This window comes from Kitasatospora sp. NPDC056446, assembly GCF_042796115.1.
Classification (GTDB): domain Bacteria; phylum Actinomycetota; class Actinomycetes; order Streptomycetales; family Streptomycetaceae; genus Kitasatospora.
Map to the genome: position 1 here is coordinate 1 of NZ_JBHTRF010000131.1, position 12,693 is coordinate 12,693.

Here is a 12,693-nt window from a genome sequence, read left to right on the forward strand (position 1 = left end):
CAACACCTCCTGGCCACCTGGAACGGCACATGCCCGACCTGCCAGCAAGCACTGCCCAGACCAAGACCAGCCCCGACCTAACAAAGCACTACTAGGCGCTCAGGCTGTCGGCGTACTGAGGAAAGTGCTCAGGCGCGTACAGACCAACGTGTTCAGTCGTGGGACCGGGGACGACAACCCTGCGGCCGTGGGGGTGTCTGCGAGCATCCATGACTCGCCGGCGGTCTGAACCCGGAGCACGCGGGCGTAGGCTCTCAGAAATGCGGATCGGCGAGCTGTCCAAGCGCACGGACGTGAGTCCGCGCTCACTGCGGTACTACGAAGAGCAGGGCCTGCTGACCAGCTCACGTTCCGACGCCGGGCAGCGTCACTATTCCGATGGTGCGGTCCAGCGCGTATCGCTCATCCGACAGCTGTTCGACGCGGGTATGTCCAGCCGGGTGATCGCGACTGTGCTGCCGTGTGTGGACATCCCTGGCGACCTGGGCGTCGCCGAGGAGACGTTCACGGCGATGATGCGCGAGCGCGAACGGATCGACTCCGACATTGCGCACCTGATCGAGACCCGGGATGCACTCGACGTGCTGATCAGGGCCAACAGCCGGCACCGGGCGGAGCTGTCCACGGCCCCGGAACCGGTGGCACAGTCGGCCTGATGCTGTGATCTGCATCTCAGCCACTTGCCCCTTACATCAATGTCAGAGGTGAGGATGGCGACAGCGCCCGGAACCACCGGGGTCGGTCACACGAGAGGCAGCAGAAGATGGGGCAGGCGTGGGGTTTTGGCAGGTATGGCGGGCCCGAGGTGCAGGAGTTCTTCGATCGTCCCGATCCCGTCCCCGGTCGCGGCGAGGTGCTGATCCGGGTCACCGTGGCCGGCGTGAATCCCCTCGACCACCTTCTGCGCTCGGGACTGGTCGACGGGCTCGACGGCGGGCGTCCGTTTCCCCGCGTTCTGGGGATGGAGGCAGCCGGAATCGTTCTCGCTCGGGGCGAGGATGTCGAAGGGCTCGAGGTGGGTGACGCGGTCTTCGGCTTCGCACTCACCGGTGGCGGCACCTACGCCGAGACGACGGTGCTGTCCGCGCCGAACAGCGCGCGCATCCCGGAGGCTCTGTCCGCGACCGTGGCGGCAACGCTGCCAGTGGCCGGGACGACCGCGGTGGACGTGCTCGACCAGCTCGACCTCCCGGCCGGTGCGACGGTCCTGGTCAACGGGGTCGGGGGCGGGGTCGGCCTCGCCGTCGCCCGGTTGGCCATCGGGCGCGAGTTGCGTGTGATCGGCACCGGGAGTGCCGCCAAACGCGAGCACGCCGAGGCCATCGGGGTGCGGTTCATCGACTACGCCGCCGAGGACGTCGTCACCGCGGCGCGCGAGCTGGTCCCGGACGGCTTCGACGGGATCGTCGACCTGGTCGGAGGCCCCTCGCTGCGGACGGTCGCGCCACTGGCCCGGGAGCCCTACAACGTCATCGCCGTGGGCGATATGTCTGTGCCCGATCTCGGTGGGCGTTTCGTCGAGCGTCGCCTCGACCGCGAGAACCTGGAGCGGTCCGCCCGGCTGGCCCTCGACGGAGTCCTCGTACCCGTGATCACCGCGGTCCATCCGCTCTCCGACGCCCCGGCCGCCCTCGCCACCGTCGAGAACGGTCACGCCTCGGGCAAGGTTGTCATCAAGGTGGTATGAGAAGTGCCCGGCCGCCCGACGCCGCCGACCGTCCATTGCGGACTGACGAGAGCCCGTGGTCAGCGCAGCAACAACTGAACACGTTCACCTGTACGGCGTTGAGCACGTTCAGGCGTACGCCGACACTCAGGCCCGCTCAACCGCAGCAAGCTTCCACCCCGCCGAAGGTACCGCCGTCCGGGTGTGACGAATCGGCGGACCAAGCCCAGCAGCTCAGGGTCAGTGGTGGCGTGACGCATAGCTGCATCCTTGCCAGGCGAATGCCCAGCTGCCAGCGGTTTTGCCCCAGGAAACCCCGAGCGACGATCGCTAGTGCAGAGAAGGGTCTACGCGACCGCCTCGCAGGAGGCTTTCCTGGAAGGGCACCTGGAGGCGTTCACGGTGCTGGGCGGGGTACCGTCGGTGCACATCCGCTACGACAACTTGAAGCCGGCGGTCAAGCAGGTGCTGTTCGGCCGCTCCCGCCTGGAGTCGGCGCGGTGGGCGTCGTTCAAGTCCTGGTACCAGTTCTCGGCGTTCTACTGCGCGCCGGGCGAGGTCGGCGCCCACGAGAAGGGCGGGGTCGAGCACGAGGGCGGGCGCTTTCGCCGCAAGCACCTGGTCCAGCCGCCGGTGGTGGAGTCGCTGGCGGAGCTGAACGAGCGCCTGGCGGCGATCGACGTCGCGGAGGACGCCCGACACATCCATGGCCAGCCGACGTCGATCGGGTTCGACTTCGAGGCCGAGCGCGAGCGGCTGCGGCCGCTGCCGGCGGACGACTACGACTGCGGGATCGACCTGACGCCGGTGGTCGCCAGGAACTCCCGGATCACGGTGCGGCAGTGCTACTACTCGGTGCCGGCGAAGTTCATCGGCGCGAAGGTGCGGGTCAAGCTGCGGGCGAACGAGTTGTGGGTGTTCGACGGGCGCAAGGTCGTCGCCCGCCACCCGCAGCTGACCCGCCGTTACACCTACCACGACCTGCTGGACCACTACGCTGGAGATCCTGCTGGTCAAGCCGGGGGCGTTCGCCGGGGGCCTCGGCGTCCCGCTGCCGCGCCGCCGCGCCGCCGCGCCGTCCGTCGTCGTCCGCCCCCGGCCGGGCCCCGGCCGCGGTATTCGCCGCAGCCGCCGTCCTGCTGCCGATGGTCCCGCTCATGGCGGACAGCCCCGGGATGGCCACGAGCCTGCGCTGGACCTTCGCCGTGATGGCCGCCGTCTCCCTCGCCACGATCCGCCAGGACGTCGCAGCCCAGGTCAACGAGGTCTTCGCCCGCGCCGTCCCCTGGGAGAAGTAACGCACCTGGGCGGGGTCGCGCAGCGCCTGGACGGCCTCGAATCCGTGATGGGGCACGGGGCCGCTGTTGCTAGCGGTGCCGAGGCAGAGGACGGATGCGTGCTGTTCGTGCCTTTCAGGGGTTCTGCAGGCCGTTGGCCACCCGGAGGAGCTCGGAGGGCGAGAGCGCCGCGTGGTGCGGGTCGATGCTCACCACGGTGAAGGTGCTGACGCCGTCGGACCAGGTGAGGGCGCGTTCGGAATCCGTGTCGCACACGAGGGATGCGCTGTGGCCGTTGACGGACATCGGTGGACCGGCATGGGTGCCCGGTGCCGGGTCGTGGGTGCCGGCCGCGGGGAGGTTCTGGGTGATGCTCAGCGCGGGTTTGCCGACGGTCGCGTAGTAGCGGGTCCAGGAGGGCACGGTGTCGCTGCGGTTGTACGGATTGGGAGTCCAGGGTCCGGCCACGGAGCCGAAGACCTGTGGGACGTCCGATATCGCGGTGAAGCCCGGGGGGAGGTAGCCGACGTCGGCGAGCCGGGCGGCGGGGAACGGGACGAAGGGCTTTCCTGTGTTGGCCTCCGACAGCTGTCTGGTCCCCAGAGGGGCGTGGAGTGTGAGACTGACCAGACGGCCGGCTGAGGGGCACTCGTGGGTCTGGTCCACGGTGCGCCCGGTCTTCAGATCCGCGGCGACCGTCTGCGGCGTCTCGCGCGCAAACAGCCGCGGTTCGGGCTCCTGGCACGGTGCCCACATGACCGGTGTTGTGAGGGTGCGGCCGTCGGCGCTGAGGAGCACCTGGCTGAACAGCCCCGCGTCAGCTCTGGGCTCGCGGTCCGCATAGCGCACCACTGCGGACAGAGTAGCCAGGGCGACGACGGCGCCCACGACGAGGAGGGCTTTGCGGCGCCCCGGTGATGGCATTCGACCACTCCACGTTCGACGGCACGGCCTGTCCTGTTCGACCCGATGTCACCACAGTTCCAGCGGTTTCGCGGTGGCCCGCCCTCCGGCGAGTGACCGTGACACTGTTGGGCATCGGGCGCGTCGGATGATAGTGCAAACGTCCCCGTGGCGCGCCCGGCGCAGGTGTGCCGGGGCACGGTGACGGAACCCTGGCCCCGCCCCCGGCCGTCCCGGTCGGGTGTCCGGTCGCTTGGGTCGCTCCGCCGTCCCCGCCCGCCGGGGCCCGCCCCGGCCGCCCCGGCCGCCGTCCCTGCCCGCTGCCTCGCCCTTGTGTCCTGCGCGGTGGCCTGTCCCGGGGTTCTTTGGCTGTTCCTGGTGGCGCCGCGGGCGATACCCCTGCGGCCGGTGCCCCCTGACCGGTGCCCCCCTGTCGGTGTTCCTCCCGGGGGGCGTATCCGTACCGGTCGTTTCGGATGGTTTCGTCTTGCCGGGTGCGGGTTGGGTGGGGTGGAGTGATGAGGGTTCCGGGTTCACCGTGGCCGTTCCCGGCCCGCCGGGGTGGGGTCGGTGTCCTGGGTGTGGAGGAATGGTGGGGAGGGGGTATTGGCGTGGCGGGGGTTCCCCCGTAGCGTGTGCGGACCACCGTGGCAGGCGTGGTGGTCCGAGGGGAGGAATCGCGTGAACTCGCTTGTGTCGAAGGTTCGTTGGTCGGGTTCCCTGGTGGTGGCGGGGGTGTTGCTGGTCGCCGGTGTGCTCCCGGCCGTCGCGCGGACGGGGGACGGGGGTGACGGGCCGGTGGGGGGTGTCCCGCGGGCTGTGCAGTTGCGGGCGGGGGGCCAGTCGGTGGCGGTGGGCCCGGATGGCCGTAGGGCGTACGTGTCGACCATGTCGCGTGGTACCGGCTCGGGTCTGGCGGTGGTCGACACGCGGAGCGGGGCGGTCACCGCGGACGTGGTGTTGAGCGGGGGGTACAACGCGGCTGCCTCCGGGGTGGCCGTGAGTCCGGACGGTTCGCGGGTGTACGTGCTCTACGGGGTCGGCCACGGCTCGCCGGTGTCCCTGCTGGGCGTGGTCGACACCGCGACCGACACCCTGGTCGCCAGCGTCGCGCCGCCGGCCCAGAGCACTCCGGCGGGGTATCTGGCGGGCAACCTCGGTGCGCTGACGGTCAGTGCGGACGGTTCGCGGGTGTACGTGACGCAGTTCGGGCCGACGACCCCGCAGCGTCCGACGGAGGAGGGTACCCGGGTGTTGCAGTTCGACACCGGCCTGCAGGCGTTCACCGGCGCGGTGACGGTGCCCGGGCATTTCACCGGTTCCGTGGTCGCGCGCCCGGGTGGCGGGGACGTGTACGTGGTCAGCGACGAGGGCCTGACGCACCTGGACACCAGTGGTGGCAGCCCTGTCGTGGAGGGCACCAACGGCGCCGCCGCCGGCTCCTTCGCCGGTCTGGCCCTGTCCCCGGACGACACGCGGCTGTTCGGCGTGAACGGCGGGGGCCGGGGCTTCACCGTCGACCTCGCCACCGACGCCGTCACCGCGAGCTACGACATCACCGCGCACCGGTGGCTGCGGACCTTGTCGGTGAACGCGGCCGGCACCCGGCTGTACACGCTCTCCCAGGACTCCTCGCTCCTGGCGGTCGACACCGCGACCGACGCCATCGTCCCCGGCGAGGGCGTCCCGGGCCTGAGCGCCTCGGACCTGGCGCTGGGCCCGGACGGGCACACCTTCTACGCCGTGTCCGGTGCCGAGCTGCGGATCATCGGCTTCTGACCGTCCTCGGGCCGCGCGGGCCCCGCTCCTCGCCGCTCCTCGTCGGGGCGCTCCGCGCGGCCCGTGCCGGGCGGCGGACCGACACCCGCGAGGACCGCTGCAGGATCCGCGTGGGGGCCGGGGGTGCCGTCTCCCGGGGTGTCGGACGCCTCGGCCTGCGCAGGTCCCGCTGCCGAGGTCTGGCGAGGACCGGCCTCCGGCACCGGTTCGACGGGGCGAAGCGGCCAGGGCCCCGAATGCAACGACAGTGTCTCCGAGGCGGCCGGGGCCCCGGCCGTACCGGGTCCCTGGCCCTTGGCGACGGCGACGGTCTCGACGGGGGAGCGTCGGACGACGGCCGTGCGGGCGGTGCCGTCCGCCCGTGTCCGGCGGCGCGGCGGACGACCGCGCGCAGGAGTCCGGCGCCGGAGTGGAGGACGTCCAGGACGTGCGGCAGCCCGCGCAGGATGCTGCGGGCGGGGCCGACCGGGGACCGGGTCACGGTGGCCGTTCGACGAACGCTTCCACAAGGTGGTGACGGAACCCCGGTCCCCGGCCCCGGTGCGGGGTGGGCGGGTCTCCGGTCGCTCGGGTCGCTTCGCCGCCCGGGTCCGCCTTCCCGCCTGTCCCGCTCTGCCGTCCCCGCCTCGCTGCCCCGTCACAAGCCGCCGCGCTGTTCGGCCCGGCCCGCCCGCGTCCGTCGGCGTCGTCCCTGTCTGTGGCCGGCCCCCGGGCCTGGCAGTGCCTGCCAGTGCCCGGGCTGTCCGGGCTGTCCGGTGTGTTCGGGTCGGAGGAAGGGGTTGAGGAGTTCGGGGGTGCTGGTTGCCGGCGGGGGCCGGGGCGGGGCCCCCGCGTGGGGTGGGGCGGGTGCCGGGTGTCCCGCCGCCGGGTCGGCCGACGGCCGGGTAGGTCGAGTGCCTGGTGGAGTGCGGCCGAGTGGTCGCGGGCGGCGCGGGTGTGGCGTACGGCCTGGTCGAGGTGTTCGCCGTCCATCGCGTCGAGGCGTTCCCGTGTCCGGGCGGGGGTCCCAGGCCTGTTCGCGCAACTGCGGGGCCTGTACTTCCAGGCGCCGCCGCAGGGCGGCCTGACGGCACGCCGGGCCGTGGGTCACAGGCCGGTCGGCCGGTACTGGCCGCGTCGGGGGGCCGTGCTTCGCAGCGTGGCCGGCCCGCAGGGCCGCCTGTCCGTGAGGCTCCGTCACCACCCCACGGTGACAGAGCCCGGGGCCCGCCGCCCCGCGGCCTCGCCGACCGGTGGCCCCGGCTGCCGCCTCGGGCCGTCGACCGCCGGTCGAACGGATGGGGTGTCCCGGCTACTCGGCCGAAACACGGCAGCTGACTGGGGGCTGTCCCCCCGTACCGGCGCGGCGAGAGGCTCTGAGCACGCAGAAAGACTGCGCCGGGGGCGAGCCGACGGAAACGGTGACCCTCCCCGGCGCAGGTGAAGGCGCGCGCCTGCACGGGCGCTGATGCCCCGGGGCCGGGGCGATCGATCCTCTCCGAGACAAGAAGGCACGAGCACGTGAATCGTACGAAGAAGATAGCGGCGGCTGCGGCGATGACCACCGCGATCATGATGGGTGCGGCTGCTCCGGCGGCCACGGCAGCTGACGCGCCGGCGGCACCCGCGACCGTCACCACGACGGAACAGGAGCCGCTGCTCGGCTCCGCTCTGGCACGGCAGGTCCTCGCGACGCCGGAGCTCGCGAACCAGCTCAACGCCGAAGAGCGCGCCGGCATGCAGGCCATCGCCGATCAGGACGGCCACACGCGTGAGACGCGCAGCGTGGGAGGCAACGCGGCCAAGGCCGCCTGGGAGCTCATCAAGAAGGCCGGCCCGGGCGTGGTCAACGCGGCCAAGAAGGCCGCGGCCAAGGGTGCCTCCGGCCTCAAGGACTGGGCCAAGGGCCTGTCCTGGAAGAGCCCGATCCGCTGGACCGTCGGTCAGCTCCCCGCCTGGGCCTTGGAGGAGCTCATCAAGTACATCCTGAGCTGACCCCCGTCCCGACCCGGCAGACGCAGAGGAGAACCGCCGACACCGTGCCCTCTCGACCGCCGGAAACGGGCCGGTGCCGTAGACGGATCGAACGGACGGGAAGAGATGAACGCCACCGACAAGAAGCAGGATCTGGAACGCATCCTCTGGGAGGCCCCGATAGGAGCCGCTCTCCTCGCGTGGTTCCTGTTCGCCGTACGCGATGACGCCTTCGCCGGGTGGATCGTCTACGGGCTGGGGTGGGCAGGACCGGCCACCGCGCTGACGAGAAACGCTGTCGCCCGCACTCCTTTGTGGAACGGCGGCATCGTTCCGGTCCTGCTCGGGATCGTCTCGGGCATCCTGTTCCGGATCTTCTACGCGTAGGCCCGGAACGCCTCACCACACAGAGGGCCGCCCCGTCACGCACACGGCCCCCGGGCCGCGCGACGGGGCGGCCCTCTCAGCCTGCTGTCCGGAAAGCTCGACCGCGGGGACGTGTGCAGAGGACGAGGCGCCGCGCGCCTACCGGGCCCCACCGGCACGCCGACGAAGCCGCCTACACCGCTGCGGCCGGCACCCTCGCCGAATGGCAGCGCCTCCACGACCACACCACCGCCACCGAGGCCGAGCGCTACGGCCCCGACCACGACACCGCCCTCCGGCACGCGGTGCGCCGCGAGCGTCACCGCCCCGGGCCGCTCGCGCATCTGCCGCCTGCTTCACCCCAGATGATCTTCCGGGTCTTCTCGGACACGGCCACGGGCGGCACCCTGCCACAGGAGTGGTGCCCCGCGGGGTGCGAACGCGACGGTTCGGCGGGGGCGGGGGCCGGATGCAGTCGTGCGGGCGGCCGTTCCCAGTGGATCTCGGCAACGGCGACCACGGAACGACGAAGGGCCCGACCGCAGTGCGGTCGGGCCCTTCGTTTGCTCTGGCGGGCGAAGGCGGAGGATACGAGATTCGAACTCGTGAGGGATTGCTCCCCACACGCTTTCCGGTTCTCCCGAACTCCGTCCGCCGGGGTCCACGCCCGTCCTGGACTGCGGAGGCGCAAGCCGCCGCCCGGTCTTGAACGTGGCCGGACGCGGGCGGATGAGACCAGAGCTGAGACCGGGCGACCGGCGTGGCAGCCCACTGCGGCTGTGGGGTGTACGTCGGCCAGTCGCCTGCGGGCCACCCGTCGACCACCGCGGCGTATCGAACGGTACTGCCGCCGGAGTCGAGTTCAGAGCTCGTTGCCGACGAGTCCGGCAAGGGCCCCGAGGAGTGCCGGCGCGAGGTAGAGAAGCCGGGACGCGGGCCTGTTCCGAACACGCTCGATGAGGGCCGCGGTGGCGAAGCCGAAAGTCGCGGCGTAGAGCAGGAGGTTGTTGCTGTTCAAGCTGCTCCAGCCGTGCGCGGCAAGCGTCACGATGGTCATGGTTCCGCCGAAGATACTCGCGGACGAGAGGACGTTGCGGCCCCGCGGCACCGGCGTTCCCCAGGCCGTGCCGTGCCGCCGAACGGCCTGCCACAGCAGGAGTGCCGCGGCGCACACCTCCACGGCTGTAGCGGTGATGAACGCGACCATGAACACAACCTTCATGCCGGACCCCTTCCGAGCGCAGTACACGGTGAATGCCGGCCGGCCGCACGCAGCCGGCCGCCGGCCCGGGGCCGTCAGGAGCAGCTGCTGACGACGGTGGTCAGGCCCGTGATGTCACCGAACACGGCGACGAGAGCCTTCATCCTTTCTTCGGCGTTGCCCGCCTGGATGACGAGCTTGGCGCCCTTGTACACGCCGCCGAGCTTCTTGAGCTTTGCGACCAGGACGGCATTGCCCGCGACGAAGGCGCCGATGGCGGCGACGCACCCGGCCACCGTGAACACGTCGTCCCAGCCGGCTTGGGCCGCCTGAACGCCGGTTGTCGTCTGCCGGCCCGCCCCAGCCGGAGAGGGGCGGGTGAGCGCCTGGAGGGCGAGACCCTGAGCGACCGCGTCGTTGGGATACATGGCGGCGAGGACCTGCTGCAAGGTCGGGGACACGGGGAGGGCCGCGAAGCGATCCTCCAGAGCGTCGAACCGGATGGCGGGGGCTCCGGCGGCCCGGAAGACGGCCGTTGCCGTCGAGACCTCCGTCTTCACCGTCTCGGCACGCTGGCTCCGGTACTCGGTGGCCTGTGCCATGCCGGCGGTCGCCCCGAGGCTCACAGCCGCGATGACGGTCGCCGTGCCGATGCGCAGGGTGGCGACTCGACGGGATCGCACGATGTCGCCGGTCACGATACGAATCTCCGATCATGGTCGGACAGGGGTCTTCATCCGCCGCTCAGTACCCTTCTCGTTCACACCGGTTCGGGTCCTGGCCGTGCTTCTTCCGCGTGCTTGCGAACCCCATGCGGCTGGGAGCGGGATTCCGTCTCCGTCAACTCGCACCCTCAGTACATGGTGTGTGCATGCCCAGAGTCTGGCGCTGCCCGCACTGGAGTGACCAGCCCTCCTTCAGCGGTCGTATCCCAGCCGAGTGGCCAGGACCCACTGGCCGATCATCCGGGTTCTCCAGGGCTTCGGACAGCTGGTGCTGTGACCGCATGGGTTCGCCGGGTCGGCGGTCGCACCATCCGGACCGGTTGCATGCGGGTGGACATCCAACCCGGTGAAGGAGGCGTAACAGCGGAGCCGGTGAGCCCTCATGCGAGCCCGAGACAGCACGGGCCGCCCTCCGCCTCAGGGCCGAAGAGCCGACCCATCGACAGCTGGAAGCCTCGTGGCAGCCCACCGATCAGCCGGACTGGTGGATCGGAGTTGTCACCAAGGCCGGACCACTCGCCGATGCCGATCGCTGAGCTGTCCTCGACAGGCACGCAGAAACCCGGTGAACCCATGCGGTCACAGCACTGGGCAGTTGCCGCCGCCGCTCTCATCGCCGCCCAGTGCCCGGGCGGTGGACCGATCAGCACAAGTTACGGCCCCGACGAAGCCCTTCCGATCCTCGCCATCGATCTCCGGCCGCTCGCTGTCGAGGCGCTCGACCGCGTGGTTGCCGAGAACTGCGAGCTCGCCGGCCTCTGGGACGAGACAGCGGACGGACCGGAGCGGCGGCAGGCCATCGGCCGCATCCGCGCCGTCCTCGCACCCGAGCCTGAGCCTCGGGAACCACCACTCTTCGACCTCTAACCGATTAACCCAGCGTTACCGGTCACGGAAGTTGAGCCAGAGCCACGACTCGTGATTAAAGCCCCCGCGTCAGTGTCCGGGTTGGGGGGGGTTGAGGAGCCCTGGGGTCGGGCCGGGCTGCTGGCCGGGGTCGGGTCGTGGGCTGCGTGGGGTGGGTCGGGGGCAGTCGAGTGGGCGGCCAGGTGGTCGTGGGCGGCGCGGGCGTGGCGCACGGCCTGGTCGAGTTGGTCGCTGTCCATCGCGTCGAGGTGTTCCCGTGCCCGGGTGGTGGTCCCGGGGCGAGGATCTCCAGCAGGTCCTGGGCCTGTGCGCGTAGTTGTGGGGCCTGTTCGTCGAGGCGGCGCCGACGCAGGGCGGCCGGGCGGCAGGCCGGGTCGTAGGTCACAGGCCGGTGCGGCCGGTGCCTGCCGGCTCCGCCGCTCAGCGCGCCCTGTTCGACCGCATGCCCGGGTCGCTCTGCCACTGTTTCGAGAACTGCTGGTTCTTCGACGAAGACACCGCTTTCCCGTCGGCCGTGTCACCGGTCGACGCCAGGGTGGTCTGACGTCTTTGCCGATCACGGTGCCACGAGCCGATCATTCGGCCATGAGACGCGAAGTTCAGGCATTCGTCACCGGGGGCGTACTCCCTGACCGGGACGCGGACGAAGGCGGGATCGATCGGCGGGGACAGCAGCTCCAGGCGATCAGTAGACCGGTCACCGCCGCCGAGGCCCAGGCGCTGGCCACCTGCTTCGGGCCAGACGACTGCTACGGCCTGGCGTGGTCACTGCTGCATCTCATCGAAACCGGTCCCAACCCCGTCCTCACCGAGAAGCCGGGCCCCGCCGCGAACGAGTGGCGGCACCGCCTGTGGCAGCGGGCTCTCAACGCCGGCCTTGTTCGAGAGGACTCGACCAGCCGATGCCGTGAGGTGTCTGGATAGCCCCGTTCACCAGACCGGGCCCGCGGTATCACCCCGGTTCACTGGAAGCGCTGTGGGATGTGCTGCTGGTGCCCCGGCGGCCGGTGGCGGCGGGTGAGCCGGGCGGAGTCGGATCGGAAGCCGTGGGCGTGCTTCTCCCCTCCCTCGGGGTCCGGGTCGCAGGTGGGGGTGGCGAGGATGTCGAAGCCGCGGCGCCGGTGTTCGGCGCGGGCTTCCACGGGTTGAAGCGGATCCGGTCGAGGCCCCCCGTGGGCCCGGCCGGTGGAGCGGGTGAGACCGGGCGGGCTGGTGATGTCCGCCACGAAGAGGCCGGCCTCCCCGGTGACGTCTCCCCGGTGACGTGGTCGCGTACCTCTCCGTCCGGAAACCGCGGAAGGCGATCACGCTCCCCCCTTTGGGCGTCTCCCCGGAGAGCAGGCCGGGGAGGACGGACTCACTGCGGCCGTAGGCGTGCCACTGGGGCCGGGCCTCCTCGACGGTGCCGTTCCCGCGAGCGCGGAGTCGATGCCGTCGACGACCACGCAGCCGAACGGACCGGCGCCAGCGGACGAAGCCGTCAAGGTCCCGCGTCCAGGGGAGAGCTCGGCTCTTCTCGTGCCTGTCCCCGGTCCCACCACCCGGACGCGGTGGAGACCCCGCTCCCGGCGCGCCCTGCGCAGTGGCTGCCGAACGCTACATATCGATACTCGATACATGCTCGCGGGTGTGACGAGACAAAAGCCGCTCCTGACGGAACCGCAGTACTTCATCCTTGCCGCGCTCGTGGACGGGCCCCTGTACGGCTACGGCGTCATCAGCAGGACCGCCCGGGCCTGTCGACAATCTGGCCAGACGCCCCTGGACGGGCCCCTGGCCCTTCCCGGACGATACGGCCGTCTCCCGACCGGCCGGGCTCCGGCACTGCTGTTGCTCCTCGGGTTCACGGCGCTCCACCTGACACCGCCTGCGACCTCGCGCTCGCCTCCGCCCGGGAACGGCTGGACGATGCGCGCCCCCAGCAGAAGACCACCCGGGCTCGTCTAGCCGCCCTGC

At 71.3% G+C, this 12,693-nt stretch carries 13 protein-coding genes; 9 read left to right on the plus strand and 4 right to left on the minus strand.

Going from position 1 to position 12,693, the window contains the following annotated elements; genetic code table 11:
* Positions 1–260: 260 nt before the first annotated feature.
* The 4 genes from ACFQ6N_RS39170 (at position 261) to ACFQ6N_RS39185 (ending at position 2,964) form a co-directional block, all read left to right on the plus strand.
* Positions 261–656, plus strand: a complete 396-nt coding sequence (locus ACFQ6N_RS39170; RefSeq protein WP_375896448.1) for a MerR family transcriptional regulator — start codon at positions 261–263, stop codon at positions 654–656.
* Between the two features lie 149 nt (positions 657–805).
* Positions 806–1,687 carry an NADP-dependent oxidoreductase gene (locus tag ACFQ6N_RS39175; RefSeq protein ID WP_380658923.1) on the plus strand — a complete coding sequence of 294 codons (882 nt, stop codon included), beginning with the start codon at positions 806–808 and terminating at the stop codon, positions 1,685–1,687.
* Positions 1,688–1,999: 312 nt separating this feature from the next.
* Positions 2,000–2,875: a hypothetical protein gene (locus tag ACFQ6N_RS39180; protein WP_380658924.1), complete on the plus strand. Its 876-nt coding sequence runs from the start codon at positions 2,000–2,002 to the stop codon at positions 2,873–2,875.
* Complete coding sequence (locus tag ACFQ6N_RS39185) at positions 2,842–2,964, plus strand: hypothetical protein (RefSeq protein ID WP_380658925.1); 123 nt, start codon at positions 2,842–2,844, stop codon at positions 2,962–2,964. The genes ACFQ6N_RS39180 and ACFQ6N_RS39185 overlap by 34 nt, the downstream gene beginning before the upstream one ends.
* A 114-nt stretch (positions 2,965–3,078) precedes the next feature.
* Here the strand turns inward: ACFQ6N_RS39185 and ACFQ6N_RS39190 are convergent, their stop codons facing one another.
* Complete coding sequence (locus tag ACFQ6N_RS39190) at positions 3,079–3,831, minus strand: hypothetical protein (protein ID WP_380658926.1); 753 nt, start codon at positions 3,829–3,831, stop codon at positions 3,079–3,081.
* 903 nt (positions 3,832–4,734) lie between these two features.
* On the opposite strand from ACFQ6N_RS39190, the gene ACFQ6N_RS39195 reads away from it, so the two are divergent.
* The 3 genes from ACFQ6N_RS39195 (at position 4,735) to ACFQ6N_RS39205 (ending at position 7,965) form a co-directional block, all read left to right on the plus strand.
* Positions 4,735–5,625 (plus strand): hypothetical protein, encoded by an 891-nt coding sequence (locus tag ACFQ6N_RS39195; protein ID WP_380658927.1) that lies wholly within the window; start codon positions 4,735–4,737, stop codon positions 5,623–5,625.
* A gap of 1,500 nt (positions 5,626–7,125) precedes the next feature.
* On the plus strand, positions 7,126–7,599 hold the full coding sequence (locus ACFQ6N_RS39200) for a hypothetical protein (RefSeq protein ID WP_380658928.1): 474 nt from the start codon (positions 7,126–7,128) through the stop codon (positions 7,597–7,599).
* Positions 7,600–7,704: 105 nt separating this feature from the next.
* A complete protein-coding gene (locus tag ACFQ6N_RS39205) occupies positions 7,705–7,965 on the plus strand; it encodes a hypothetical protein (RefSeq protein WP_380658929.1) in 261 nt (86 codons plus the stop codon).
* A gap of 841 nt (positions 7,966–8,806) precedes the next feature.
* Here the strand turns inward: ACFQ6N_RS39205 and ACFQ6N_RS39210 are convergent.
* On the minus strand, positions 8,807–9,166 hold the full coding sequence (locus ACFQ6N_RS39210) for a hypothetical protein (protein ID WP_380658931.1): 360 nt from the start codon (positions 9,164–9,166) through the stop codon (positions 8,807–8,809).
* 74 nt (positions 9,167–9,240) lie between these two features.
* A complete protein-coding gene (locus tag ACFQ6N_RS39215) occupies positions 9,241–9,843 on the minus strand; it encodes a hypothetical protein (RefSeq protein WP_380658932.1) in 603 nt (200 codons plus the stop codon).
* A gap of 549 nt (positions 9,844–10,392) precedes the next feature.
* Here ACFQ6N_RS39215 and ACFQ6N_RS39220 point away from each other — a divergent pair.
* Together ACFQ6N_RS39220 and ACFQ6N_RS39225 are read left to right on the plus strand one after the other, a co-directional pair.
* Positions 10,393–10,737: a DUF4259 domain-containing protein gene (locus tag ACFQ6N_RS39220; RefSeq protein ID WP_380658933.1), complete on the plus strand. Its 345-nt coding sequence runs from the start codon at positions 10,393–10,395 to the stop codon at positions 10,735–10,737.
* 585 nt (positions 10,738–11,322) lie between these two features.
* Positions 11,323–11,661, plus strand: coding sequence for a hypothetical protein (locus ACFQ6N_RS39225; RefSeq protein WP_380658934.1), 339 nt, complete (start codon positions 11,323–11,325; stop codon positions 11,659–11,661).
* Positions 11,662–11,699: 38 nt separating this feature from the next.
* Here ACFQ6N_RS39225 and ACFQ6N_RS39230 read toward each other — a convergent pair whose 3' ends face one another.
* Positions 11,700–11,879 (minus strand): hypothetical protein, encoded by a 180-nt coding sequence (locus tag ACFQ6N_RS39230; protein WP_380658935.1) that lies wholly within the window; start codon positions 11,877–11,879, stop codon positions 11,700–11,702.
* Positions 11,880–12,693: the final 814 nt, after the last annotated feature.